General features: G+C 73.5%; 22 protein-coding genes. 12 read left to right on the top strand and 10 right to left on the bottom strand.

The window, feature by feature from the left end:
• Positions 1 to 99: 99 nt before the first annotated feature.
• Complete coding sequence (locus tag ACSNOD_RS11565) at positions 100 to 3,447, top strand: tetratricopeptide repeat protein (RefSeq protein WP_436766759.1); 3,348 nt, start codon at positions 100 to 102, stop codon at positions 3,445 to 3,447.
• Positions 3,448 to 3,579: 132 nt separating this feature from the next.
• Here the strand turns inward: ACSNOD_RS11565 and ACSNOD_RS11560 are convergent, their stop codons facing one another.
• Positions 3,580 to 3,861 (bottom strand): hypothetical protein, encoded by a 282-nt coding sequence (locus ACSNOD_RS11560; protein ID WP_436766761.1) that lies wholly within the window; start codon positions 3,859 to 3,861, stop codon positions 3,580 to 3,582.
• A gap of 7 nt (positions 3,862 to 3,868) precedes the next feature.
• On the bottom strand, positions 3,869 to 4,741 hold the full coding sequence (gene mca, locus ACSNOD_RS11555) for a mycothiol conjugate amidase Mca (RefSeq protein WP_436766758.1): 873 nt from the start codon (positions 4,739 to 4,741) through the stop codon (positions 3,869 to 3,871).
• Between the two features lie 120 nt (positions 4,742 to 4,861).
• On the opposite strand from mca, the gene ACSNOD_RS11550 reads away from it, so the two are divergent.
• The 3 genes from ACSNOD_RS11550 to ACSNOD_RS11540 all read left to right on the top strand — a co-directional run bounded on the left by ACSNOD_RS11550 (position 4,862) and on the right by ACSNOD_RS11540 (position 6,377).
• Complete coding sequence (locus tag ACSNOD_RS11550) at positions 4,862 to 5,272, top strand: DUF4307 domain-containing protein (protein ID WP_436766757.1); 411 nt, start codon at positions 4,862 to 4,864, stop codon at positions 5,270 to 5,272.
• Positions 5,273 to 5,514: 242 nt separating this feature from the next.
• On the top strand, positions 5,515 to 6,012 hold the full coding sequence (gene greA / locus ACSNOD_RS11545; protein ID WP_436766756.1) for a transcription elongation factor GreA: 498 nt from the start codon (positions 5,515 to 5,517) through the stop codon (positions 6,010 to 6,012).
• Between the two features lie 203 nt (positions 6,013 to 6,215).
• Positions 6,216 to 6,377, top strand: coding sequence for a hypothetical protein (locus ACSNOD_RS11540; protein ID WP_436766755.1), 162 nt, complete (start codon positions 6,216 to 6,218; stop codon positions 6,375 to 6,377).
• A gap of 137 nt (positions 6,378 to 6,514) precedes the next feature.
• Here ACSNOD_RS11540 and ACSNOD_RS11535 read toward each other — a convergent pair whose 3' ends face one another.
• The 3 genes from ACSNOD_RS11535 to ilvA all read right to left on the bottom strand — a co-directional run bounded on the left by ACSNOD_RS11535 (position 6,515) and on the right by ilvA (position 9,801).
• A complete protein-coding gene (locus ACSNOD_RS11535; protein WP_436766754.1) occupies positions 6,515 to 7,375 on the bottom strand; it encodes an ABC transporter permease in 861 nt (286 codons plus the stop codon).
• On the bottom strand, positions 7,372 to 8,343 hold the full coding sequence (locus ACSNOD_RS11530; RefSeq protein ID WP_436766753.1) for an ATP-binding cassette domain-containing protein: 972 nt from the start codon (positions 8,341 to 8,343) through the stop codon (positions 7,372 to 7,374). Before ACSNOD_RS11530 ends, ACSNOD_RS11535 begins: the two co-directional genes overlap by 4 nt.
• Before the next feature lie 234 nt (positions 8,344 to 8,577).
• The gene (ilvA, locus tag ACSNOD_RS11525; protein WP_436766752.1) at positions 8,578 to 9,801 is read right to left on the bottom strand and encodes a threonine ammonia-lyase; all 1,224 of its coding nucleotides are present in this window, start codon (positions 9,799 to 9,801) and stop codon (positions 8,578 to 8,580) included.
• Between the two features lie 201 nt (positions 9,802 to 10,002).
• Here ilvA and ACSNOD_RS11520 point away from each other — a divergent pair, with 201 nt between their 5' ends.
• The 3 genes from ACSNOD_RS11520 (at position 10,003) to ACSNOD_RS11510 (ending at position 11,486) form a co-directional block, all read left to right on the top strand.
• Entirely contained in the window at positions 10,003 to 10,488 is a 486-nt protein-coding gene (locus ACSNOD_RS11520; RefSeq protein WP_436766751.1) for a MarR family winged helix-turn-helix transcriptional regulator, read from the top strand.
• A gap of 180 nt (positions 10,489 to 10,668) precedes the next feature.
• Complete coding sequence (locus ACSNOD_RS11515) at positions 10,669 to 11,238, top strand: sigma factor-like helix-turn-helix DNA-binding protein (RefSeq protein ID WP_436766750.1); 570 nt, start codon at positions 10,669 to 10,671, stop codon at positions 11,236 to 11,238.
• Positions 11,235 to 11,486, top strand: coding sequence for a hypothetical protein (locus ACSNOD_RS11510; protein WP_436766749.1), 252 nt, complete (start codon positions 11,235 to 11,237; stop codon positions 11,484 to 11,486). Before ACSNOD_RS11515 ends, ACSNOD_RS11510 begins: the two co-directional genes overlap by 4 nt.
• A gap of 38 nt (positions 11,487 to 11,524) precedes the next feature.
• Here the strand turns inward: ACSNOD_RS11510 and ACSNOD_RS11505 are convergent, their stop codons facing one another.
• Entirely contained in the window at positions 11,525 to 12,691 is a 1,167-nt protein-coding gene (locus ACSNOD_RS11505) for a cystathionine gamma-synthase (protein WP_436766748.1), read from the bottom strand.
• Positions 12,692 to 12,879: 188 nt separating this feature from the next.
• Between ACSNOD_RS11505 and ACSNOD_RS11500 the strand changes: the two genes are divergently transcribed.
• The 3 genes from ACSNOD_RS11500 to ACSNOD_RS11490 all read left to right on the top strand — a co-directional run bounded on the left by ACSNOD_RS11500 (position 12,880) and on the right by ACSNOD_RS11490 (position 16,312).
• Positions 12,880 to 13,986 (top strand): hypothetical protein, encoded by a 1,107-nt coding sequence (locus tag ACSNOD_RS11500; protein WP_436766747.1) that lies wholly within the window; start codon positions 12,880 to 12,882, stop codon positions 13,984 to 13,986.
• A 126-nt stretch (positions 13,987 to 14,112) separates the two neighbouring features.
• Positions 14,113 to 14,775 carry a peptide-methionine (S)-S-oxide reductase MsrA gene (gene msrA / locus ACSNOD_RS11495; protein ID WP_436766746.1) on the top strand — a complete coding sequence of 221 codons (663 nt, stop codon included), beginning with the start codon at positions 14,113 to 14,115 and terminating at the stop codon, positions 14,773 to 14,775.
• A 214-nt stretch (positions 14,776 to 14,989) separates the two neighbouring features.
• On the top strand, positions 14,990 to 16,312 hold the full coding sequence (locus ACSNOD_RS11490; RefSeq protein WP_436766745.1) for a serine hydrolase domain-containing protein: 1,323 nt from the start codon (positions 14,990 to 14,992) through the stop codon (positions 16,310 to 16,312).
• 80 nt (positions 16,313 to 16,392) lie between these two features.
• Here ACSNOD_RS11490 and ACSNOD_RS11485 read toward each other — a convergent pair whose 3' ends face one another.
• Entirely contained in the window at positions 16,393 to 16,692 is a 300-nt protein-coding gene (locus ACSNOD_RS11485; protein WP_436766744.1) for a DUF3303 family protein, read from the bottom strand.
• A gap of 272 nt (positions 16,693 to 16,964) precedes the next feature.
• Between ACSNOD_RS11485 and ACSNOD_RS11480 the strand changes: the two genes are divergently transcribed.
• Positions 16,965 to 17,348, top strand: coding sequence for a hypothetical protein (locus ACSNOD_RS11480; protein WP_436766743.1), 384 nt, complete (start codon positions 16,965 to 16,967; stop codon positions 17,346 to 17,348).
• Positions 17,349 to 17,443: 95 nt separating this feature from the next.
• Here ACSNOD_RS11480 and ACSNOD_RS11475 read toward each other — a convergent pair whose 3' ends face one another.
• The 3 genes from ACSNOD_RS11475 to ACSNOD_RS11465 all read right to left on the bottom strand — a co-directional run bounded on the left by ACSNOD_RS11475 (position 17,444) and on the right by ACSNOD_RS11465 (position 23,207).
• A complete protein-coding gene (locus ACSNOD_RS11475; RefSeq protein WP_436766742.1) occupies positions 17,444 to 20,911 on the bottom strand; it encodes a S8 family serine peptidase in 3,468 nt (1,155 codons plus the stop codon).
• A 273-nt stretch (positions 20,912 to 21,184) separates the two neighbouring features.
• Positions 21,185 to 22,459 (bottom strand): L,D-transpeptidase, encoded by a 1,275-nt coding sequence (locus ACSNOD_RS11470; protein ID WP_436766741.1) that lies wholly within the window; start codon positions 22,457 to 22,459, stop codon positions 21,185 to 21,187.
• Positions 22,460 to 22,805: 346 nt separating this feature from the next.
• Positions 22,806 to 23,207 (bottom strand): hypothetical protein, encoded by a 402-nt coding sequence (locus tag ACSNOD_RS11465; protein WP_436766740.1) that lies wholly within the window; start codon positions 23,205 to 23,207, stop codon positions 22,806 to 22,808.
• Between the two features lie 129 nt (positions 23,208 to 23,336).
• On the opposite strand from ACSNOD_RS11465, the gene ACSNOD_RS11460 reads away from it, so the two are divergent.
• Positions 23,337 to 23,663, top strand: coding sequence for a hypothetical protein (locus ACSNOD_RS11460; RefSeq protein ID WP_436766760.1), 327 nt, complete (start codon positions 23,337 to 23,339; stop codon positions 23,661 to 23,663).
• Positions 23,664 to 23,741 lie beyond the last annotated feature (78 nt).

The raw sequence follows: 23,741 nt of genomic DNA, 5'->3' as shown, positions 1-23,741 counted from the left end.
GCGGAGAGTTATCCACAGGCCTGCCGCGCGGCGGGCGGGGGCGGAACACTGTGACGGGAAGGCATCGCTGGTGGGGCGCTGCCGGAGGGGGGAAGCGGGATGCACGGCTCATCCGCTGTCCTGCGGGACAGCCATCGCGCGGACGTCGAGCGTTTGTTGGAGAGCGCCGTCGCGGAGGAGGTGCACCGCTCGAAGGGGCGGATGGACGCCGCGGTGCTGCTGGCCCGGGCCCGGGCGGCGCTGGAGGAGTTGACGGCCGCCGCCGCGGAGGAGTACGGCGCGTACGTCCGCGCGGTGGACGAGGCGGCCGCGGCGCGGCGACCCCTGGGCGAGCTGTTCTCCCGGCGGGCACTGAGCACACCCGCGCTGGTCACGGGCGTGGCGGCGCTGGCGGCCCTCGGCGCGGACCTGGGGCACGGCAGCTCCCCGGGCACGGCCGTCGCCGTGGGCGCCACGGTCGCGGCGGCCGGTGCGGTGGCCACCGTCGTCAAGCTGGCGGCGGAGCAGTGGCCCGCGGCGCACCGCAGCGCCGGGCTGCGCGGCCAGCCGGGCGGGCCCGAGCAACTGAAGTTGCAGTGGCTGACGGCGCTGGAGGTGCGCGGCATCCGCCCCTTCCTGGACCGTCAGTACATGGTCGCGGCGGCGACACGGCGCACGGCCGGCGCGGCGGCCGCGCCACCCGGCGCGGACACCGGTGAGCGGACGGGCGGGCCGCTGCCGCGCGGCGGGCGCTCCGCCGCCGCCCGGCGCCGGGCGGCGCTGGAGCGGTCCTTCGATCACGTGCCGGAGGTGACCGGCCCGTTCGCCGGCCGGCGCGAGCACCTGGAGCGGATCGCCCAGTGGGTGCGGGCGGGCCGGGCGGACCCGGAGACGAAGCCCACGGTCGTGGTGCTGCACGGCCCGCCGGGCGCGGGGCGCAGCACCCTCGCTCTGCGCGCGGCGCACCATCTGCGGGACCAGTTCCGCGGCGCCTGTGTGGTGGACCTCCGCGGCGGCACGGTGGGCCAGGGCCCGCTCTCGACCCGGGACGCGCTGATGCATCTGCTGAACCGGCTGGGCGCGCCGCGCGAGCAGTTGCTGTTCCGCGAGCGGTCCGCCCCGCAGCAGCACATCAAGCGGCTGAGCGAGCTGTACCACCAGCACGTCACGAACCTGCCGGTGACGATCGTGCTGGAGGACGTGACGGACCCGGCGCAGGTGCGGGTCCTGCTGCCGGAGCGCTCCGACAGCCTTCTGCTGGTGACCGCCCGGGAGCCGCTGGAGCTGCCGCCGGACCTGCCCGCCCGGGTGCACCGGCTCGCGGTGGGCCCGCTGGACCGGGTCGGCGCCGAGGAACTGCTGGACGACGCCGTGCGGGAGCCGGACGACGGCCTGGGCCCGCGGGAGGCCCCCGCACGGCCGATGGCGGGCGACCCGGAGTCCAGCGAGCGGGTGCGCGAGCTGTGCGGGGGGCTGCCGCTGGCGCTGCGGATCGCCGGCTCCTGGCTCGCCGCCGCCCCCGGGCGCACCCCTCGCGACCTCGCCGACGCGCTGGTGGACCGGGCGGCGGCCGACGGCGGGGCCGAGCCGGTCGAGCTGGCCCTGGGGCTGCGCTGCGCCGACCTGCCCGAGCCGGGCCGGCGGCTGCTGCGGCGGCTGTCCCTGGCCGGCCGGGCCGGCGTGGGCGCGGCGGCGGCCGCCGCGCTGCTGGCCGTGGACGAGCGCACCGCGGACCGCGAGCTGGCCGCGCTGGCCCGGTCCGGGCTGATCCAGCGGGAGCGCGGCAGCCGCTACCGGTTGCACGAGGCGGTGCGGGTCTTCGCCCATGTCCTGCTGTGCGCCGAGGACCGGCCGGCGGACCGCTCGGCCGCGCAGGAGCGGTTGATCCGCAGCTATGCCGAGCTCGCCGACTCGGTGATCCGGCTGGTGGACGGCAAGACCTCCACCCGCGCCGACCGGGCGTGGCGGGCGGTGGCCATCGGCCCGCACGGCTTCGCGTCACTGGACGCGGCGCTGCGCTGGCTGGACGACGAGTCGGCCTCCATCACGGCGGCACTGCGGCACGCGGAGGGGGTGGACCAGTCGGCGGTGCTGCATCTGCTGGGCGCGCTGTGCGACTACTGCCTGCTGCGTGGTGATCTCTACCGGCTCGGGGAGATCAGCGAGCTGGCCCAGGCCGTCGACCAGGGCCTGCTGAGGAGATCGGTGCAGTGGCGCACGGGCATCGCCGCCCGCCAGCTCGGCGAGCTCGACAAGGCGCGCACCACCCTGGCGTCGGTGGTGGACCTGTACTACGAGGCACAGCACCCGGCGGGGGCGGCCCGAGCGCTGTGCAGCCTGGGGATCACCCTGCACCACCAGGGCAATCTGCCGGAGGCGGCGGCCAAGCTGCGGGAGGCCCTGGAGGTGCAGAGCGCCGAGGAGCTCAGGGCCGACCGGGCGTGGACGGAGCACGCCCTGGCCGCCGTGGAGCGGGACCGGGGGCACATAGCCCCGGCCCTCGCCCTGCTGCGGAGCGCGCTGGAGGGCCACCGGGAGAGCGAGAGCCTGCACGGCCAGGCGTGGGCGCACTTCCAGCTCGGTCAGGTGCGGCTGCGGATGGGCCGGGTGCCGGACGCGGAGGCGGAGCTGCGGGCGGCGTTGGAGCTGTACGGGCGCACCCGCGACGTCCGGGGCGAGGCGTGGGCCCTGACGGAGCTGGCCCGGGCCCGGCTCGTGGCGGGGGACGCCGGCCCGGCGGAGGACCGGCTCGGGCAGGCGCTGACCCGGCACCGGGAGAACGAGGACGCGCGGGGGGAGGCGTGGACGCTGTACTACCTGGGGCAGGCGCTGGAGGAGCGGGGCGACCGGGACGCGGCGATCAGGGCGCTGGAGCGGGCGCGGACGATGTTCAGCAGGATGCGGGACGTCTACGGCCTGGCCTGTGCCCGGCACCACTCGGCCCGGGTGACCCGCGACCTGCGGGGGGAGCGGACGGGCAACCTGCGCAACAGCGGCTTCGCCCGTCAGCTGCTCCAGGACGCGCGACAGGACTTCCACCGGGTGGGGGTGGCCCATGGCGAGGCCTGGTCCTGTGTGGAACTGGCGGTGATCGACGGCGGCAACGGCCGGGAGACCCAGGCGCTGGCGCTGGTCGACGAGGCGGCCCGGCTGTTCGACGGCTACGGCGACCGGCGGGGCGGGGACTGGGCGCGGTTGCTGCGCTGCACGCTGCTGCCGTTCGCCTCGCCGGGCGGCTCGGTGGTGGGCGCGGCGGTGGCCCAGGAGGAGCTGGCGGCGCTGCTGGCGGAGTCCCATCCGCACCGGGACGCGCTGCTCACCGAGTGCGGGGAGGCGTTCGCGCTGGTTCTGGAGCGGGGGGTGGAGCCGGAGTCGGGGTGGCAGGCATGGCGGCTGGGGATGGTCCCCAACCGCCATTCCCGGGAGGTGATGGGTGTCCCGGTGCGGGAACCGTCGGCCGATCGCTGACCGAGGGGCCCCGGCGGAGCCCCGGCCGATCGCTGACCGACGACCGACGGGCCCCGTCGGAGCCCCGGCCGGCCGGCCGATCGCTGACCGAGGGGCCCGCCGGAGGGCGAGGGGCCCTCGCCCTCCGGGGACTCAGTCGCGGGCGGAGTCGGCCGCCGCGCCGGCGCGTCCCTCACCGGAAGCGCCCTTGCCGGACGCGACGCTGGACGTGCCCTTGCCGGTCGTGGCGCCTTCCGGAGCCTCCTCGAAGTTGATCTTGCCGAACTGGCGGTTCATGCTCTTCATCAGCAGCCACACCGCGCCGCCGATGACCGCGAACACGATGAAGCCGAGGACGCCGGGGGTCACCTTGTTCTCGTCCAGCTCGGCGAGCGGGACGAGCTGCGTCATGGCGAGGGTGGTAGTCGCGCTCATCATGGGCTCAATTGTTGCGGATGCCCGCGAAGAGGTCGTCCTCGGGGAGGGAAGTGTCCACGAGCGACTTCGCCAGCTCGTACTCCTCCGTCGGCCAGACCTCCTGCTGGATCTCCATGGGCACCCGGAACCAGCCGCCGTCGGGGTCGATCTGGGTGGCGTGGGCGATCAGCGCCTTGTCCCGGACGGGGAAGAACTCGGCGCAGGGAACATAGGTGGTCAGCGTGCGCTCGGCGCGCATGAACTCGTCCCAGCGCTTGAGCCACTCGCCATAGGGGGACTCCAGGCCGCGCTCCAGCATCGCCTCGTGCAGGGCGACCGTGCGGGGCCGGTTGAAGCCCTGGTTGTAGTAGAGCTTGAGCGGCTGCCAGGGCTCGCCCGCCTCGGGGTAGCGCTCCGGGTCGCCCGCGGCGTCGAAGGCCACCATCGAGATCTTGTGGGTCATGATGTGGTCGGGGTGCGGGTAACCACCGTTCTCGTCATAGGTGGTGATCACATGGGGCCGGAACTCCCGGATCAGCTTCACCAGGCGGCCGGCCGCCTCGTCGACGTCCTCCAGGGCGAAGCAGCCCTCGGGGAGCGGGGGCAGGGGGTCGCCCTCCGGGAGCCCGGAGTCGACGAAGCCCAGCCAGGACTGCTTCACACCGAGGATCTGGCGGGCCTCCTCCATCTCCTTGGCCCGCACCTCGTGAATGTGCGCCTCGATATAGGCGTCGCCCTGGAGCTTGGGGTTGAGGATCGAGCCGCGCTCGCCCCCCGTGCAGGTGGCGACCAGCACGTCCACCCCCTCGGACACATACTTGGCCATGGTGGCCGCGCCCTTGCTCGACTCGTCGTCGGGGTGGGCGTGGACTGCCATCAAACGCAGCTGCTCGGTCAAGGCTCGATCCTCAAGGTCACTGGTCCCAGGCCCCCTCCCCCGTTGGAAAGGGCGCCTTCTATAGTGACCGAAACGGCGTCCCGATTAATCCCGAGTCCGCCGATCACAGGAGGAACCAGCATGACCGCCACGCGCGAGGCGCTCCCCGAGGGGCGCTACGGCCGTTCCGCCGACGCGCGCGCGGATCACAAGCTGAAGATCATCGGGGCGGTCCTCGGCGTCGGACTGCTGGGCCTGGTCGCCTGGAGCGGCTACGCCTATGTCTCCGAGCAGCAGGTCAGCGCCGAGTTGATCAAGTTCGAGATCGTCTCCGATCAGGCCGTCCAGGCCCATCTGGAGATCCACAAGGACGCCGGGGTGAGCGGGGTGTGCAAGCTGCGCTCCCTGGACGAGGACAAGGCCGTGGTGGGCCTCGCGGACTTCCGTTTCGAGGAGCGCGAGAGCAGGGTGGACAAGGTGGTCACCGTGCGTACCACCCGGCGGGCCACGACCGTGCAGGTGCTCGGCTGCGAGGCCGCGGGCACCGGCTGACAGGCCAGGGCCGGCGACCCCCGGCCGACCCGGTCGGCCGACTCGGCCATCCGGCTGGACCGCGCGCCGCTGACCAGCGCATACGCAATCCTGGCGGCGTACGTCCTCCCCCTTTTCCGCCTGAATTGTTAGGCTCGTGGTTTCGCCCACCCGTGAAGGCGCACCCTTCAGGGTAGGGCGATTGCGTTATTAACCAGTCACAACCAGCGAGTACCAAGTACCAGCACCGACGAGGAGCACCTGTGACCCAGACCAGCGACAACGTCACCTGGCTGACCCAGGAGGCGTACGACCAGCTCAAGGCCGAGCTGGAGTACCTGTCGGGTCCCGCACGCACCGAGATCGCCAAGAAGATCGAGGCGGCCCGGGAAGAGGGTGACCTGCGGGAGAACGGCGGGTACCACGCGGCCAAGGAGGAGCAGGGCAAGCAGGAGCTGCGCGTGCGCCAGCTCACCCAGCTGCTCGAGCACGCCAAGGTCGGCGAGGCCCCGGCGGACACCGGCGTGGTCGCCCCGGGCATGGTCGTCACCATTGCCTTCGACGGTGACCCCGACGACACCCTGGTGTTCCTGCTGGCCTCCCGCGAGTACGCGAGCTCGGACGTCGAGACGTTCTCGCCGCAGTCGCCGCTGGGCCGGGGCGTGAACGGCAAGAAGGTCGGCGAGGACGCCGAGTACGAGCTGCCGAACGGCCGCACGGCCAAGGTCAAGATCCTGGACGCCAAGCCCTACCAGGGCTGAGCCCCGCGCCGTCGCCCCGCACGAAGGGCCCCTGCCACGCGGTGGCAGGGGCCCTTCGCGTACCGCCCCGACCGATGCCGACGGGAACGCCTGTACGTCGCGTCACGTTTTCGAGCGGTGCTCGGGCCGTGTCGGCGTGTGCCCCTCACGCCGGGGCAGGCCTGGGATACGAGCGCGTTCGCCCACCATCAGAAGGGGTGATCATGCGACGTTTCACCCGACTGGCCGCCACGGTCCTGCTCGCCGTCATGGCCATCTTCGTGACCGCACCGACCGCCAGTGCCCAGGGCGGCGGCCCCCTGGACATCGTCAAACGCCTCCCCCTCCCCTCCGGCGTTCCCATCGGCATCCTCGGGGGCGTGTAGGCGACTACGGAGAATCCACGGCGGGATTGGTCTTGCCGAGATTCCTCCGCTCTGGAGAGCGGTAGGCCCCCGGCCCTCTTCTCGGGCCGGGGGCCTGCTCCATGCCCCTGCGCTCCGCGCGTTCCGAGGTGGACGGCTCAGGCGCTGGCCGAGCGGTACTTGCGGACCGAGAGGGTCCGGAAGATCGCGATGATCAGCAGGGACCAGAGCACCGAGGCCAGCACCGGGTGCTGCATCGGCCAGGCGTCCGGCACCGGATAGCCCGCCGGAAGGTTGCCGAACAGCTCACGGCACGCCTGCACCGTGGCACTGAACGGGTTCCACTCGGCGATGTGCCGCAGCACGGCCGGCATGTTCGTCGACGGCACGAACGCGTTCGAGATGAACGTCAGCGGGAACAGCCAGATCAGCCCGCCGGAGGTGGCCGCCTCCGGGGTGCGCACCGAGAGGCCGATCAGCGCGCCGATCCAGGAGAAGGCGTAGCCGAACAGCAGCAGCAGCCCGAAGCCGGCCAGCACCTTGCCGATGTTCTCGTGCACCCGCCAGCCGACGATCAGCGCCACGACGGCCAGCACCACCAGCGTGAGCGCCGTCTGCACCAGGTCGGCCAGGGTGCGGCCGGTGAGCACCGCGCCCCGCGCCATCGGCAGCGAGCGGAAGCGGTCGATCAGACCCTTGTGCATGTCGTCGGCGATGCCCGCGCCCGCGCCGGCCGTGGCGAAGGTGACCGTCTGCGCGAAGATGCCCGCCATCAGGAACTCGCGGTAGACATCCGGGCTGAGGTTGCCCCCGACGCTGATCGAGCCGCCGAAGACATAGCTGAACAGCACCACGAACATGATCGGCTGGATCAGCCCGAAAATGATCATCTCGGGGATGCGCGCCATCCGGATCAGGTTGCGCTGGGCGACCACGAGCGAGTCGCGGACGGACTGGCCCACTCCGCCGCGCGCCCTGGGCAGGGGGCGGCCCGGGGCCGTATCGGTCAGGGCGCTCACGTGGCCTCCTCCTTGGTGTCGTCGGCGGTCTCGGCGGCGTGGCCGGTGAGGGAGATGAAGACGTCGTCCAGCGTCGGGCGGCGCAGCCCGATGTCGTCGATCTCCACGCCGTTGGTGTCGAGTTCGCGAATGACCTCGGCGAGGAGCTTGGCGCCGCCGGTGACCGGCACGGTCACCCTGCGGGAGTGCTCCTCCACCGCGGTGTCGCCCTTGCCGAAGCCGCGCAGGATCTCGGTGGTCCGGCCGAGGTGCTCGCGGTCGTGCACCACCACCTCCACCCGCTCGCCACCGGTCTGGGCCTTCAACTGGTCGGCGGTGCCCCGGGCGATGACCTTGCCGTGGTCGACCACGCAGATGTCATGGGCGAGGCGGTCGGCCTCCTCCAGATACTGGGTGGTCAGCAGCAACGTCGTGCCGCCGGCCACGAGTTCCTCGATGACCTCCCACAGCGCCTGGCGGTTGCGGGGGTCGAGCCCGGTGGTCGGCTCGTCCATGAACATCACGGGCGGGCTGACGACCAGCGCGGCGGCGAGGTCGAGCCGGCGCCGCATGCCGCCGGAGTACGTCTTCGCGGGGCGGTCGCCGGCGTCGGCGAGATTGAAGCGGTCGAGCAACTCGGCGGCGCGGGCCTTCGCGTCGCGCGCGCTCATCTGGTAGAGCCTGCCGACCATCTGGAGGTTCTCGCGGCCGGTGAGATATTCGTCGACGGCCGCGAACTGGCCTGATACACCTATGGATCGACGTACGTCGTTGGGGTGCTTGAGCACGTCTATGCCGGCCACCCGGGCCGTGCCGCTGTCGGGTTTGAGCAGGGTCGTGAGGACCCGGACCGTGGTGGTCTTGCCGGCGCCGTTCGGGCCGAGCAGTCCCAGCACGGTGCCTTCGGGGACGTCGAGATCGACGCCGTCCAGTGCCCTCACATCGCCGAAGGTCTTCACCAGACCTTCGGCGTAAATGGCGCCTGGCATGGAGTTTCTCCCATGGATTTGCGATGGTCGGGACGGGCGGAATGCCGGGTTCCGGGCTTTCACCGCGATGGCCCCGATGTGCGGGGTTACGCCGGACTCCAGGCTCGCACGAAAAACATCGCGGAGCCGCGCCGGTACACAGCAGAGCTTACCGCTAACGCGATATATCGCGTCAAGCGATTTAACGATTCGCGACACGGCCCCTGCGCGGCCCGGCCTGCCGGGCCGCACGCCTCAGAACGTCACCGTGTACCCCGCCTCCCGCAGCGCCCCCGCCACCTCCTCGCAGTGGTCGTGCCCCTTCGTCTCCAGGTGCAGTTCGACCTCGGCCTCGGTGAGCCCCAGCCGCGGATCGGTCCGCACATGGCTGATGTCCAGGACGTTGGCGTCGGCCGACGAGAGCACCCCCAGCAGCGTCGCCAGCGCCCCCGGCCGGTCCGTCAGCCGCAGCCGCAGCGACAGATAGCGCCCGGCCGCCGCCATGCCGTGCCGCAGCGTCCGCTGGAGCAGCAGCGGATCGACGTTCCCGCCCGAGAGCACCGCGACCACCGGGCCCTCGAACGCGCCCGGCTCGGCCAGCAGGGCCGCGACCGGGCTCGCCCCGGCCGGCTCCACCACCAGCTTCGCCCGCTCCAGACAGAGCAGCAGCGCGCTGGAGAGCGCGTCCTCCGACACCGTCCGCACCTCGTCCACCAACGCGCGGACCAGCCCGAACGGCACGTCCCCGGGCCGCCCCACCTTGATGCCGTCGGCCATCGTCACCGGGTCGGGCAGCGCCACCGGCCGCCCGGCGGCCAGCGACGGCGGATACGCCGCGGCGCCCTCCGCCTGCACCCCGACCACCCGGATGTCCGGCCGCAGCGCCTTGACCGCCACCGCGATCCCGGCGATCAGCCCGCCACCGCCGATCCCGACCACCAGCGTCCGCGCCTCCGGGCACTGTTCGAGGATCTCCAGCCCCACCGTCCCCTGGCCGGCCACCACATCGGCGTGGTCGAAGGGGTGGATGAAGACCGCGCCGGTCTCGCGGGCGTACTCCTGTGCCGCGCGCAGCGTCTCGTCCACCACCTGCCCGTACAGCCGCACTTCGGCCCCGTACTCACGGGTCGCGGCGACCTTCGGGAGGGGCGCGGCGACCGGCATGAACACCGTCGAGCGCACCCCGAGCAGCGAGGCGGCGAGCGCGACGCCCTGGGCGTGGTTGCCGGCGCTGGCGGCGACCACGCCCGCCGCGCGCTCGTCCGCGGTCAGCCCGGCGATGCGTACGTAGGCGCCGCGCACCTTGAAGGAGCCGGTGCGCTGAAGGTTCTCGCACTTGAGGTGGACCGGCGACCCCACCAATTGAGTGAGGTGCCTGCTCCCCTCCATCGCCGTGGTCCGGGCCACGCCGGTGAGGATCTTCTGTGCCGCGCGCACGTCGTCGAGGGTCACCGCGGCGTCGCCAAAGGTTGCAGCCATGCGGCCAGTCTCGCAGCAGCCCCGCGCCGCCCGCCCGTACCGGAACCGCCCGTTCTCCTCGCCGCGACCAACGGTTTCCCGCGGCGAACCACCCGGTTTCCTCAGGCCGAGCACGGCCCCGCCGGTGTCCGCGTACTCTGTCCCCCATCCTTTCGACCCACCCAGCGAAGTGAGCCCCAGGCCATGCCCAGCCATCCGGACATGACGACTGCACTCGACACCGGCCTCCTCGACGATCTCCAGCACCAGGTGGCCGTCTTCGCCCGACGCGCGGAGCAGACCCGGCTCGGAGGGGTCGGCCAGCTCCGCAACTCCATGGACCGCGCCGCCTACCTCCTGCTCAACCGGCTCGACCGGGAGGGCCCGATGGGGGTCAAGGCGCTCGCCGCGGGCATGGGGATCGACTCCTCGACGGTCACCCGGCAGGTGGCGCCGCTCGTCGACACCGGGCTGGTCAAACGCACCTCGCACCCGGAGGACGGCCGGGCCGTGGTGCTCCAGCTGTCGCCGCGCGGCCAGGCCCGCCTGGAGGAGGTGCGCTCGTCCCGCCGCCAGCTGATGGCGCTGCTGACGGAGGACTGGGAGCCGACCGAGCGGGAGATGTTCTGCACGCTGCTCACGCGCTTCAACGAGGCGATGGGAGCACGGCACTTCCCGGGCACGGCACCCGAGGCGCCGACCTCGTAACCGCAGCCGACACGGGCCCACCTCGTAACCGCCGCCACGGGCCCACCACCGCCACGGCCCCCCGGGCCCACCGCGTAACGGACCCCCGTAACGAGTCCTCGTAACGCGCGGCCCCGGGTCTCTTGACGCGCGGTCGGCGCTGCCGTCCCATGAAGGCCGGGCAGCGGGGCGGGAGGCGCCGTGGAGAAGCGTCGGGTGGAGCGAGGGCGCCGCCGCGCCCGGGAGTTCGAGACCTTCGTCGCGGGGGCGGCCGGCCGGCTGCTGCACGCCGCCACCCTGCTCACCGGCGACCGCCGGGAGGCCGAGCGGCTGCTCACCGCCGCCCTGGCCCGCACCTACGCCGACTGGGACCGGCTGCGCGGCGAGGACCCGTACGACCGGGCCCGGCAGGAGCTGGCCGTCCGCTTCGCCCGCCGCGCCTGGCGCTACCGCCGGCCGCGCGGCGGGCTGCTCGACCGGCTCACCCCGCACGAGCGGCTGATCCTGGTGCTCCGGCTGTACGAGGGCGTGGCGGAGGAGCAGACGGCGGCGCGGCTGGGGCTGCCGGCGGAGCGGGTACGGGCGGTGTGCGCGCGGTCCATCGCGGCGTTGCGCAGCCGCTCGCCGCGCGCGCCGGACCACGGGCCGGACCGGGACCCGGGGCACGGACCGAAGCGGCGGCCGGAGCGGCGGCCGGACCGCGGGCCCGAGCGGGGGCGGCGCCCCGCCGAACGGACCTCGGCGGCCGGCCCGGCGGGAGCCGGCGCGTGAACCCGCCCGACCGCAAGCGCGACGAGATACGGCGGATGCTGGCCGGCCCGTACCCGCCCGTGCCGCCCGACCTCGCCCGCCGGGCGGCCGCGCTGGGCGACCGGTGGCTGGCCCGGCGGCGGGCCGTACGGGCGCTGGGCTGGGCGCTGCTGCTGGCCGCGGCGGTCGCCTTCGCGGTGTGGGCGGCGCTCACCGAGCCCTGGGCCGCGCCGCCCACCGAGACCACACCGCCGGTGGACGGCTGGTGAGCGGCCGGCCCCCATGTGAGCCCCTGGGGCCCCGTCGGTCAGCCGAGCGCGCGGCTGAGGTCCGCCAGCAGGTCGTCGACGGCCTCGATGCCGACCGACAGGCGCACCAGGTCCGCCGGCACCTCCAGCGCCGAGCCGGCCACCGAGGCGTGCGTCATCCGCCCCGGGTGCTCGATCAGCGACTCCACGCCGCCCAGCGACTCGCCGAGGGTGAACAGCTCGGCCCGGTCGCACACCGCGACCGCCGCCTCCTCGCCGCCGGCCACCCGGAACGACACCATGCCGCCGAAGGCCCGCATCTGCTTGGCCGCGACCTCGTGGCCCGCGTGCTCCGGCAGACCCGGGTAGTAGACGTGCGTCACCTTGGGGTGCGAGACGAGCAGCTCGGCCACGCGGGAGGCGTTGGCGCTGTGCCGGTCCATCCGCACCGCGAGCGTCTTGATGCCGCGCAGGGTCAGCCAGGAGTCGAAGGGGCCGGCGATCGCGCCCATGGCGTTCTGGTGGTACGCGAGCTCCTCGCCGAGCGCGTCGTCGGCGGTGATCAGCGCGCCGCCGACCACGTCGGAGTGGCCGCCCATGTACTTGGTCGTGGAGTGCACGACCACGTCCGCGCCCAGCGCCAGCGGCTGCTGGAGGTAGGGGCTGGCGAAGGTGTTGTCCACGACCAGCCGGACGCCCGCGCCGCGCGCGACATCGGCGAGCGCCGCGATGTCGGTGATGCCGAGCAGCGGGTTGGAGGGCGTCTCGACCCAGATCAGCTTGGTGCGGTCGGTCAGCGCGGCGCGCACCGCGGCCGGGTCGGAGGTGTTCGCCACGGACCAGGTCACGCCCCAGCGCTCGACGACCTTCGCGAAGAGGCGGAAGGTTCCGCCGTAGGCGTCGCTGGGGATGACCACGTGGTCACCGGGCGCCAGCAGCGTGCGCAGCAGGACGTCCTCGGCCGCCAGCCCGGAGGCGAAGGCCAGGCCCCGCCGGCCGCCCTCCAGCGCGGCGAGGTTCTCCTCCAGGGCGGTGCGGGTGGGGTTGGCGGAGCGGCTGTACTCGTAGCCGCCGCGCAGGCCGCCGACGCCGTCCTGCTTGTACGTGGAAACCTGGTAGATCGGCGGCACGACGGCGCCGGTCAGCGGGTCGGGCTCCTGCCCGGCGTGAATGGCGAGGGTCTCGAAGCCGTGGGGCGCGTGCTGCGGGTGCTGGTCGTCGCTCATGGGACCCGAGAGTAATGCTCTCCGGCGCAGAACTGTCCGTTCCGCCGGGGCACCGGGGACAATGTGACCGAGACCGCCCGCCCGGACGGCGCCCGCGCGACCGGCCGCCGTACGTCCGTCCCGCGGACCAGCCGCCCGCACGACCGACCGACCGCCCGCACGACCACACAGGACACACAGGACACCCCATGGAGATACTGCTCATCCTGCTCGCCATCACCATGGTCAGCGGTGTGGTGATCGTCCCCGCGCTGCGGCGCCGGCGAGAGGGGCGCGAGGAGCTGCGCGGCCACCAGGACGCCATGGACCCGCTGCGGTACGGCTTCGTCCCCCGGGAGCGGCTCGACGTGCGGCTGCCCGGCCCCGACGAGGAGTTGACCGAGGCCCTGGCCGAGCTGCGGCGCACGCAGGACTGGCGGCCGGCCGCCCGGCTGCTGACCGCCACTGGCGACGACTGGGAGCTGCGCTGGCAGCGGGTGCAGACGCTGGCGGGCGCCGCGGCCGTCGAGCTCGCCGAGCGGCCGGGCGAGGGCGGCAGGTGGCTGCGCGCCTGGCGGCTGGAGGCGCCCAAGGACGCGGGCGGCGCGGTGGTGCACGCGGAGTTCCTGGTGCGGCAGGCCCGCCAGACGGCGAGCGGGCCGGGGTCGACGGAGTACCGGATCATCCTGGAGGAGGCCCGTACGGTCTGCGGCGAGGCGGCGCTGCTGGCCCCCGGCGACCCGACCCCGTACATCGTGGAGCTGGCGGTGGCCCGCGGGCTCGCGTACCGGGACGCGGACGTCGAGTCGCTGTGGCAGACGATCGTGGCCCGCGCGCCGCACCACATGGGGGCGCACATGGCGGCGCTGCACCACTGGTGCGAGAAGTGGCACGGCTCGAAGGAGCGGGCGGAGCGCTTCAGCCAGCAGGCCGCCGCCTCGGCGCCCGAGGGCACCCTGCTGCCGGCCCTGCCGCTGTTCGAGGTGTACGAGCACCTGCCCGAGGTGAACATGGTCCGCGGGCTGTACGAGAGCGAGGTCGTGAGCCGGGCGGTGCAGGGCGCGCTGCACGCCGTACGGACGGCCCCGGCCGACCACCCGGTGCTGCCGCACGTGCGGCATCTGCTGGTGATGTTCCTGGTGCGGGCGGAGCGCTACGCGGAGGCGATGGAGCAGCTGCGCCACGTCGACGGCCATGTGGGCGCGGTGCCGTGGTCGTACGCGCCGGACCCGGCGGCGGCGTACGCGGCGTACCGGGCGCTGGCGGTGGCCGGCTGGGAGCAGCGGGGCGGCAGCCCGGCGGCGATGCCGCGCTGAGCGCAGGCGCCCGATGGCAAACGCGGCTGTCGGCCGGTCCGGTGGAATCTTCCGGGCCGGCCGCGCGTTCCTTCCGACATCCGCCGGAGCGTTCCGCACGACACCGCCAGAGCCGAGGAGAGCGTGATGTTTTCGTACCGCCCCGAGAGCCGTCTCCCGACCCCCGAGGAGGCCCTGCCCGGGCGGCCGGCGCCGGAGTTCGCCCTTCCGGAGCGCCACACGGTGCTGGGCAACCCGCTCGCCGGCCCCTATCCCGAGGGCCTCGCCGTCGCCGACTTCGGCCTCGGCTGCTTCTGGGGCGCGGAGCGGATCTTCTGGCAGGTGCCGGGCGTCTGGACCACGCTGGTCGGCTACCAGGGCGGCCACACCCCGCACCCCACGTACGAGGAGGTGTGCTCCGGCCGCACCGGTCACACCGAGGCGGTCCGGGTCGTCTTCGACCCCTCGGCGGTCGCGTACGAGAGTCTGCTGCGGCTCTTCTGGGAGTCCCACGACCCCACCCAGGGCTTCCGCCAGGGCAATGACGTGGGCACGCAGTACCGCTCGGCGATCCACACCCACTCCCCCGCCCAGCAGCGGGCGGCCGAGTCCTCCCGCGACGCCTTCCAGCAGGTGCTCACCCGGGCCGGCCACGGCGCCGTCACCACGGAGATCCTCCCGGCCGAGGGCCGCCCCTTCTACCCCGCCGAGCCCTACCACCAGCAGTACCTGGACAAGAACCCCGGGGGCTACTGCGGCATCGGCGGCACGGGGCTGAGCTGCCCGATCGGCGTGGCCACGGCCGACTGACGCCCCGTCGGCCCAGGCGCCGACGCGCCCCGCCACCACCCCGACGCGCCCCGCCCCCATCTGAACCTCCGTCAAGCCCCGTCCCTCGCGGCGGGGCTCGTCCCTTGCCCCGGAGGGCCGACGGTGATCATATGGTCGCTCCAGGTCATCCGTCCCTGCTGCTCGCCCTCGGCCATCCCCGAACGGGCCGTACGGCAGGAGAAGTGAGGAACAGATGCGAGGCGTTTTCGCGCGCCGGCCCGCCGTGGTGGCGGGGCTGGTGGGGCTGTCGCTGGCCGTGGGGCCCGTGTGCTCGGCCCAGGCCGTGGAGCGGCCCGCCGCCGCCCCGGCTCCCGCCCCGGCCCCCGCTCCCGGGGCGGGCGTGTCGGCCGCGCCCGACGCGCAGGGGGTGCGCGCCGCGCTGACCCAGGCCCTCGCCCAGGGCGCCCCGGGCGCCATGTCGCAGATCGACGACCCCGAGACCACCCTGCGCCTCGCCCTCGGCACCGCCGACAAGGGCAGCGGCGAGGCCATGGACACCGAGCGGCTGTTCCGCATCGGGAGCGTGACGAAGACCTTCACCGCCGTGGTGGTGATGCAGCTCGTCGCCGAGGGGAAGGTGCGGCTCGACGCGCCGGCGAACGACTATCTGGCCAAGCCGCTGCCCGACGGCACGATCACGGTCAGACATCTGCTGAGCCACCGCAGCGGCCTGTACGACTACACCAATGACCTGTTCGCCGACACCGTTCCCGGGTTCGAGAACGTGCGGAACAAGGTCTTCACCCTTCAGGAACTGGTGGAGCTGTCGCTGAAGAAGCCGCGCACGGGCCGGCCGGGCGCGGCGTACCAGTACTCCAACACCAACTTCATCGTGCTCGGGCAGATCATCGAGCGCGCCACCGGCAGCACCCTCGCGCAGGAGTACCAGCGGCGGATCATCGATCCCCTGTGGCTGCGCAACACCTTCTACGTGCATCCGAGCACGGCCGTGACCGGTCCGTTCGTCCGCGGCTATCTCACCCCCGACCAGCGGAACCTGCCGCTCGTCGACTCCACGGAGCAGACGCTCTCCTGGGCGCAGTCCGCCGGCGCGCTGATCTCCAACGCCCAGGACCTCAACCGCTTCGTCTCCGCGCTGATGCGCGGCCGGCTGGTGCCGGCCGAACTGCTGCGCGAGATGCGCACCATGACGCCGACGGACGCGTCGAACACACAGTTCTACGGGCTGGGCATGCGCAGCCGGAAGCTCTCGTGCGGTGTGGAGGTGTACGGGCACACCGGCACGGTGCAGGGCTACTACACGTACGCGTTCGCCTCCGCCGACGGCAAGCGGAGCATCACCACGATGGCCAACACCTCCAACAACGGGCAGGTGCTGACGACGCTGGGCAGGACGCTGGACGCCGCGTTCTGCGGCGCGCCCCCGGCGGCCCGGAAGTCGCCGCAGCCCCAGCCCACCGCGCAGCCCTCCGCGCCCCGGGACTCCCTGAGGAACACCCCGTCGCCCGCCCCGACGGTGCACGAGGACATCGCGCCGGACATCGCCCGCCGCTGAGCCGTACGCCCCGGCCGGCTCGTACGGGCCCGCCCGGGCTCAGCACCGGCTCGTACGGGCGCACGCCCCGTGCGGGCCGGTCAGCGGCCGCCCATCAGCTCTCCCAGTCCCTTCTGGAGGTCCTCCACGTTCATCACCGGCTGGATGCTGATCTCCGCGTCCAGCTCCATGAAGAACGGCTCGCACACGGACGGCATGTCGGAGGAGTCCTCCATGTCGAAGACGAGGAACGCCGTCCGCCGGCCGTTCTCGGGGTAGAAGTACGCCGCTTCCGGGCGGAGGGCGGACAGGACCGACTCCATGGTCTTGGGCATCGTCCCGTTCCTGATCGCCTCGGTGCCGGCGTCGCTGGGTATGTGGGCCTTCAAGAGCATCCGCATGGCGGCTCATCTCCTCGCGCTACAGCCTCCCTCCCAGGGTCTCTCCTCCGGCAACAAACGGGCAACAGCGGGCATATCACCGCGCTTGCCCTGGCGCGGGCGGGGCGGGGGGCGCGCCATTGATCGAGTTGCCGCCCCGCGTCGACGGGTGTGACCTGGGGTTACGAAACGGTGGGGACGCGGGGGCGGGAGAGGAGCGCGCCATGACACACGCGGCCACCCCCTCCCACGGGCCGCACGGCTCGCGGGACGCCCGGGGTCCGAACGCAGACATGTCACGGGGGTCGGCGGGCACCCGGAGCACCGCCCGGCACCCCTCCGCCCGCTGGGCGATCCCCCTGCTGATCGGCGTCGTCTACGGCCTCTACGCGGGCTGCGTGGACGCCAACAACGGCACACCGGGCGGCCGGGCGGCGGTGTTCGGGGTGGTGGCGGGCCTGGTCGTCGCGGCCGCCTGCTTCGCGCTCGGCCGGCGGCAGTCCACCATGGTGCGCGAGACCCGGGCCGCGGCCTACGGCGGTCTGCTGGGCGCGGCGATGGGCCTGCTGTTCTGCCTCAGCGGCTGGAGCGTCCTCAAGTCGTCGATCACGGGCCTGATCGTCGGCGGCGCGATGGCCGCGGTGGTCTTCTACATCCGCTACACCCGGGAGGACTGAGCGCGCGGAGGGCCGAGGCTGTGGGAAGGACCGGCGCCGCGCGAAGACCGGGGCCCGGCCGGCGGCGACCGGCCGGGCCCCGTCACGCGCCGCCGTCACCTCCCCCGGTACGCGTCCCTGATCACCTGGGTGAGCCGGTCCCCGCCGCGGCCGGTGAGCGTCGCCTTGAGCGAGACGCCCTTTCCCGCCTTCGGGTTCTTCACCGTGATCGCCCCCTTGCGCACCGGGACCTTCGCCCAGCGCGCCCCGCCGTCGTACGAGACGTACACCGTCAGGCGCCGGTGCCGGTCGCGGGCCGCCGTGCCCTGGACGGTGACCGGAATCCGCATCGGCCGGGCCGCGGGCGCGGTGCTGTCGGCGGCGAGCGCCGGGGTGAAGCGCACGACCGAGGCGGGCAGCCGGGCCTCGCCGGTGGCGTGCCGGGAGGTGAACGTCCACTCGGCGCTCACCGAGGTCGAGACGGTGGCGACCTTCCTCCGGTCCAGGGAGGCGACCAGCCGGTACGTGGCCTTCCCCGGCGGGACCTTGAAGCTCCGCTCGCCGGTCAGCGGGTCGTCGTTGCCGCCGATCCGCACCCCGTTCCGGTAGAGGGTCGTGGTGGCCTTCTCGTAGCGGGAGGTGCCGCTGTGGCCGCCGCCGTCGGCGAGCAGCGACAGCATCCCGTAGATCGAGTCGACATCGCGGAACAGGCCCTCCTTGGGGCCGATCCGGGGGCCGAAGACACCGACGTTGAAGGTCTTGCGGTAGGTGCGGCCCGCCGTGAGGCGCTCCTCCTCCGTGCCGTACATGGCCTCCGGCTGCCCGTCGGGCGCGCCGCCGTCCTCGGCGAAGGTCAACTGCCAGTGGGTGCCGGCCGCGTTGAGCCGCAGGGTGCGGGTGGCCGGCAGGGCCAGGCCGTGGCCGACGGACTCGGTCAGCCAGCCGCCGGTCGAGGGGGTGGCGAAGAGCGCGCCGCGCCGGCCCGCGGCGGGGGCGCCCAGCGTCGTACGGACGGTGGCGAGCTCCCGGGCGCTCGCGTGCTTGACGAACCCGGTGCCGAGGCGGGTGCCGCGCTTCGGGCCGTAGGCGAGCCCGTACTCGGTGCCGGGGCCGGCGTACCAGGAGCCGTGGACGTGCTCGTGCAGTTCTCCGGCGGGCACGGCGGGGCCGCTGTGGGCGGTGCGGAAGCCCCGGAACGTCTCCAGTTGCCAGGCGAAGCCGTAGGCGTCGCCCTCGCGGTCGACCTCGAAGGCGGCGGCGGCCAGGGCGGGGGTGGCGGCGCGGTCGGGGACGGTGAGGTCCACGGGCGCGGCGGTCCGGGCGTCCATGGTCACCGCCGTGGGGGCGGTGACGGTGAGGTTCGGCCGGCGCAGCCAGTCGATGCCGGCCAGGGCGTCGCCGTCGGCCGCGACGACATGGGTGCTGAGCACATAGCGCCCCTTGGGGACCCGGGCCCGCACGGTGCCGCTCTCGCCGGTGACGGTGAAGACGCGGTCCTTGCCGAGGCCGTCGACGCCGACGAGGACGCTGTCGGAGGCGGGGGCGGGGGCGCCGTCGCGGCCCAGGCTCCTGACGGACACGTCGTAGGACTCGATCTCCCGGTCCACGCCGGCGGCCGTGCGGACGGTGTGGCCGCCGCCGGTCGCGGTGACGAAGGCGCTGTAGGCGCCGTCCAGGGCGCCGCCGGGCCGGGTGTCGGCGGTGAGGAGGACGGCCGCGGTGCCGCCGGGCCGTACGGTGACCCGGGTGCGGTCGAGCCGGAACATCCCCCGGGGCGCGGGGTCGCCGTCCGGGCCGACACCGGTGAGCGCGAGGCGCAGGGCGACGGGCCGGGGGCCGAGGTTGCGGTAGGTGAGCCGCTTGGTGACGGGGGCGTCGTCGGTGTGCGGCCAGCGGTGGGTGCCGAAGGAGAGCGCCGTCGGCTCGGCCAGCAGCGACTGCCGGACGCCCCGGGCCGCGTCCAGCCGCCCGGCGCCCTGCTCGAAGGCCCCGAAGGCGTCGGGGGCGCGGGCGGTGCCGCTGTCGCGGCCGCGGGCGGTGGAGGCGATCAGGGCGGCCTTGACGGCCTCCCCGGACCAGCGCGGGTGCCGCTGGACGAGGAGGGCGGCGGCGCCGGCGGCGTGCGGGGTCGCCATGGAGGTGCCCGAGACGGCGACATAGCCGTCGGCGACCTTGGTGCCGCCCCTGGCGACCAGGCTGCCGGGGGCGGCGGCCGCGCCGATGGCCGCGCCGGGCGCGGTCAGGTCCGGTTTGACGGCGCTGTCGCCGACCCGCGGGCCGCGCCCGGAGAAGCCGGTGACCTGGTCCTGCTTGTCGACGGCGCCGACGGTGAGGGCGGAGCGGGCGCTGCCCGGGGAGCTGAGGCTGCCGGTGTCGGGGCCGGAGTTGCCGGCCGCGACGACGAAGAGCGTGTCGGTGGTGGCGGAGATCCGGTCGATGGCGGCTTCGAGCGGGTCGGGGCCGGGCGCGTCGGGGCCGCCGAGGCTGAGGTTGATCACGTCGGCGCCGTGCTCGACGGCCCACTCCATGCCGGCGAGGATGCCGGAGTCCTCGCCGTAGCCGTCGTCGCCGAGGACCTTGGCGTCGAGCAGCCGGGCGCGGGGGGCGACGCCCTTGTAGCGCCCGCCGGACTTGGCGCCCGTGCCGGCGGCGATGGAGGCCACATGGGTGCCGTGGCCATAGCGGTCCTTGGTGTCGGGGGCGGCGGAGAAGTTCTTCTCGGCGACCTCTTTGCCGCCCGCGAGGTCGGGGTGGGTCTGGTCGACGCCGGTGTCCAGGACGGCGATGGTCACGCCCCGGCCGTCGTAGCCGGCCCGCCAGGCCGCGGGGGCGCCGATCTGCGGCACGCTGCGGTCCAGGGACGGCCGGCGCAGCGCGTCGAGCCACACCCCGGCGACGCCGGGGGCGGTGGTGCGGTACGGGGACGTGGGCCGGCGCGGGGCGGCGGTGAGCGCCTCCCAGGCGCGGGCGGCCCGTTCGCCGCGGCCGGTCTGGACGGCCTCGGCGTTGATCCGGGGGAAGCTGCCGCGCAGGACGACGCCCTCGGCGGAGCGCCGCCAGGTGCGGGAGGGGGGCCGCCCCTCCTCGTAGCGGACGATGAGCCGCAGGCCGTCGCGGTGGGAGGCGCGGTACTCGGGGCGGGCGAGGGTGGTGACGTCGAAGAGCCGGGGGTCGAGCCGGCCGCGGGCGATGAGGCGCTGGGCGTCGAGCGGCACCACGCGGGTGCGGCCGCCGACGCGTTCGACGCGCAGGGGGATCGACTCGCGGCCGCGGGCCCGGACGAAGGCGACGGCGGCGCCGCGGGAGTCGACGGCGACCCGGTCGCCGGTGAGGAGGGTGACCCAGCGGAGGTCACGCGGAGCGGACCGCGCGGTGGACCGCGAGGCGGCGCGCGGGGCGGTACGCGGGGCGGCGTGCGGGGTGGTGGAAGAGACCGAGGCGGCGGCGGAGGCGGGGTCGTTGGCGGCGGTGGCCGGGGCCGGCTGGGCCGTGGACGAGGTGGGCTGCCCCGCGAGGAGCGCGAGGACCGAGGCGATCGCGAGAGGTACGGCACGGAAACCGGCTCTGTGCGAGCGTCTGTTCAATTTTCCCCCAGGTGAGGTGATGTCACCGGATGGCAGGAGCCTCCCCCGGCCGGCGCCACGCAAGTGAACGTGGAGGCGGGTGGGACACCAGTTGAACCCCGATACTGACGTGGGGATTTGTGGAAATCGACAGCCGAACGGGTGAAGGGCCACCTTGCGAAACGCCGACGGCGGCCGAGATCGTCTCGGCCGCCGTCGGCGTGTTCACGGGTCCGGTGAGGGCTCCGCGGGGGTTCGCGGGGGCCGGAAGGGCGCCCCGCGGCGGTACGGGGGTCAGGCGCCGGTGGCGCTCCCGGCGACCCACTGGTCCCAGCTCATGTTCCAGCCGTTGAGGCCGTTCTCCGGCTTGATGGTCTTGTCCGGGGAGTTCTTGACCACCACGACGTCACCGATCTGCGAGGACTCCCAGAACCAGGCGCCGTCCTGCTTCGGGTCGTTGGCGCCCTTGACGTCGTTCAGGCCGATGCAGCCGTGGCTGGTGTTGGCGCTGCCGAAGATGGAGTCGGGGCCCCAGTAGTTGCCGTGGATGAACGTGCCCGACGTGGACAGCCGCATGGCGTGCGGCACGTCCTTGATGTCGTACTCGCCCTTGCCGTCCTTGTTGGTGAAGCCGACGGTCGAGCCGTCCATCCGGGTCTCCTTGAACTTCTCGGAGATCACCATCTGGCCGTTGTAGGTCGGGTTCTCGGGGCTGCCCGCCGAGATGGGGATGGTCCTGACGACCTTGCCGTCCCGCTCGACGGTCATCTGCTTGGTCTTCACGTCGACGGTGGAGACCTGGCTGTGGCCGATCTTGAAGGTGACGGTCTTCTGCTGGACGCCGATGATGCCCTTGGCGCCCTCGACGCCCGCGAGGTCGAGCTTCAGGGTGACCGTGGAGCCCGCCTGCCAGTACTTCTCCGGGCGGAAGTCCAGACGCTGGGCGTTGAACCAGTGGCCGACGACCTTCTGGCCGCTGGTGGAGTTCACCGAGATCTTCGACTGGACGGCCTTCTTGTCGGTGATCGCCTTGTCGAAGGTGATCGAGACCGGCATGCCGACGCCGACCGTCGAGCCGTCCTCCGGCGTGAAGGAGCCGATGAAGCTGTTGGCCGGGGAGACGGTGGTGAAGGTGGAGTTCTCGGTCGCCCGGCGGCCCTTGGCGTCCTCGGCCTCGGCGGTGACCTTGTACTTCGTGGAGCGCTCCAGCTGGCCGTTGGGCTTCCACGACAGGCCGTCGGCGGATATGGAGCCCGCCACGGCGGTGCCCTTGGCCGCCTCGACCATGGTGACCTTGGTCAGCTTGCCCTCGCTGACCGCGACCTTCACATCGTTGGCGATGCCGGCGTTGTTGGCGCCGTCCTTGGGGGAGATCGTTATTCGGGCGTCGGAGGCGTCCGCGGCAGCCGCCTTGTCGACCTGCGCCTGAGACTTGGCCCGGTCCCCGGTGTCCTTGGCGCCGCCGTCGTCACCGCCGCACGCCGTGAGCGTCAGCACGCCACCGAGCAGCGCCGCGGCGGCCGCCAGGCCCTTGCGTCGCTTACCGTCCGTCATCACACGCTTCTCCATTGGTCTGGTCGCTGGCATCCGGGACACCGGCACGCAGGGCATGCACCGCCCGATCCCCCTGTCTGAAGAACATCTCTGCATACGCCCCCGTTCCCCAAACGAGCAAACTGTGGGCAAGGCCACGCCCCCACGGGCGGGCCCCGGAGTGAAGTGGATCACTCCGGGGCCCTGTGACCTGCGGTCGGCCCGAGCGCTCGGGAGAGCCGCTGCGCGGCGTGCCCCCTCGTACACGCAAAGTTTCCGGCTCGTACGGGAGTTTCCGGCCCGCACGAAAGGCTTTCGGCCCGCACGAAGACCTTCGGCCCGTACGGAACGTCCCGGCCCGCCGGGCACTTCGCGTGCGCGCTCAGACGCGAGAGCCCCCTCCTCTCTTCGGGTCCCCCGCCTCGTCGCTCTCATGCGCGCCGGGGCGCGGGGAGCCGAAGTCGTCGAGGTCGTCGAGGTCGTCCATGTCCCACTCGGCGGCGGACGGGTCGTAGTCCTCGATCTGCTCGCTGGTCCACGAGGCGTGGGCCAGTTCGATCCCGGGCACGTCGTTGACCAGGTCGAACGGGTCGATCAGATGGGCCAGGGCCTCCGCCTCGTCCTCCCGGACGGTGGTCGAGGCATGGACCCGCTCCTCCTCGGGCATGAATTCGTCGTCGCCGATGTGGTCGAGGGCCGCTCCGGTGAGCTCGTCGGGATCGGTGATCTCCACGACGAGTTCCACTCGAAGCCGTACAAAACGCGGTGAGTCGTCAGTGCTCATGCGACGGAGCGTAGGTGCCCGCCCCGCCGCGGCTTTCCCACGACCCGCGAGTGTCACTAACATCTCCCCGGACGGCCAATTCACCGCTGCCACAAGGGGGCCCGTTACGTGTCCGCACGCCGCCCGCTGATGACCGCCGCCGCGGCCGGTTCGCTGCTCTGTGCCCTGTGGTTCGTCCCCTCGGCCAACGCGACCGTCGACGCACCCGCCGAGAAGCCGGGGGGCTCGGGGGCCGGGAAGCCGGCGAACGCCCCGGCCGCGACCGGGGATCGGGGCGGCGCGGCGCACGCCGGGAGCGCTCCGGAGGGGCGGGGCGCGGAGCGTCTCGCGCTCGCCGACACGGGCAGCGTCGACACGACGCCGTATCTGATGGGCGGCACGGCGTTCCTCGGCTGCGGGGCGGCGCTGGTCGTCGTCGCGACGCGGCGGTCCCGGGCCGCGGGCCCGGACCTCTGACGCGAGGACGGCATCCGGCGGCTGATGGCCGCTCAGGTGACGCGTGATCAAACGGGTGGGGCGGGGGGGGGGGGGGGG

The organism is Streptomyces sp. URMC 123, from assembly GCF_051386515.1.
GTDB lineage: Bacteria > Actinomycetota > Actinomycetes > Streptomycetales > Streptomycetaceae > Streptomyces.
Note: the sequence above shows the minus strand (reverse complement) of the source record. Positions and strands in the feature narration are given on the sequence as shown.

What these genes read in the sequence shown, in the direction of transcription:
- ACSNOD_RS11565 (WP_436766759.1), top strand. Translation starts at nt 100, where the DNA reads ATGCACGGCTCATCCGCTGTCCTGCGGGACAGCCATCGCGCGGACGTC.
- ACSNOD_RS11560 (WP_436766761.1), bottom strand. Translation starts at nt 3,861, where the DNA reads ATGAGCGCGACTACCACCCTCGCCATGACGCAGCTCGTCCCGCTCGCC.
- ACSNOD_RS11550 (WP_436766757.1), top strand. Translation starts at nt 4,862, where the DNA reads ATGACCGCCACGCGCGAGGCGCTCCCCGAGGGGCGCTACGGCCGTTCC.
- ACSNOD_RS11540 (WP_436766755.1), top strand. Translation starts at nt 6,216, where the DNA reads ATGCGACGTTTCACCCGACTGGCCGCCACGGTCCTGCTCGCCGTCATG.
- ACSNOD_RS11530 (WP_436766753.1), bottom strand. Translation starts at nt 8,343, where the DNA reads ATGCCAGGCGCCATTTACGCCGAAGGTCTGGTGAAGACCTTCGGCGAT.
- ilvA (WP_436766752.1), bottom strand. Translation starts at nt 9,801, where the DNA reads ATGGCTGCAACCTTTGGCGACGCCGCGGTGACCCTCGACGACGTGCGC.
- ACSNOD_RS11520 (WP_436766751.1), top strand. Translation starts at nt 10,003, where the DNA reads ATGACGACTGCACTCGACACCGGCCTCCTCGACGATCTCCAGCACCAG.
- ACSNOD_RS11505 (WP_436766748.1), bottom strand. Translation starts at nt 12,691, where the DNA reads ATGAGCGACGACCAGCACCCGCAGCACGCGCCCCACGGCTTCGAGACC.
- ACSNOD_RS11500 (WP_436766747.1), top strand. Translation starts at nt 12,880, where the DNA reads ATGGAGATACTGCTCATCCTGCTCGCCATCACCATGGTCAGCGGTGTG.
- msrA (WP_436766746.1), top strand. Translation starts at nt 14,113, where the DNA reads ATGTTTTCGTACCGCCCCGAGAGCCGTCTCCCGACCCCCGAGGAGGCC.
- ACSNOD_RS11490 (WP_436766745.1), top strand. Translation starts at nt 14,990, where the DNA reads ATGCGAGGCGTTTTCGCGCGCCGGCCCGCCGTGGTGGCGGGGCTGGTG.
- ACSNOD_RS11485 (WP_436766744.1), bottom strand. Translation starts at nt 16,692, where the DNA reads ATGCGGATGCTCTTGAAGGCCCACATACCCAGCGACGCCGGCACCGAG.
- ACSNOD_RS11480 (WP_436766743.1), top strand. Translation starts at nt 16,965, where the DNA reads ATGTCACGGGGGTCGGCGGGCACCCGGAGCACCGCCCGGCACCCCTCC.
- ACSNOD_RS11470 (WP_436766741.1), bottom strand. Translation starts at nt 22,459, where the DNA reads ATGGAGAAGCGTGTGATGACGGACGGTAAGCGACGCAAGGGCCTGGCG.
- ACSNOD_RS11465 (WP_436766740.1), bottom strand. Translation starts at nt 23,207, where the DNA reads ATGAGCACTGACGACTCACCGCGTTTTGTACGGCTTCGAGTGGAACTC.
- ACSNOD_RS11460 (WP_436766760.1), top strand. Translation starts at nt 23,337, where the DNA reads ATGACCGCCGCCGCGGCCGGTTCGCTGCTCTGTGCCCTGTGGTTCGTC.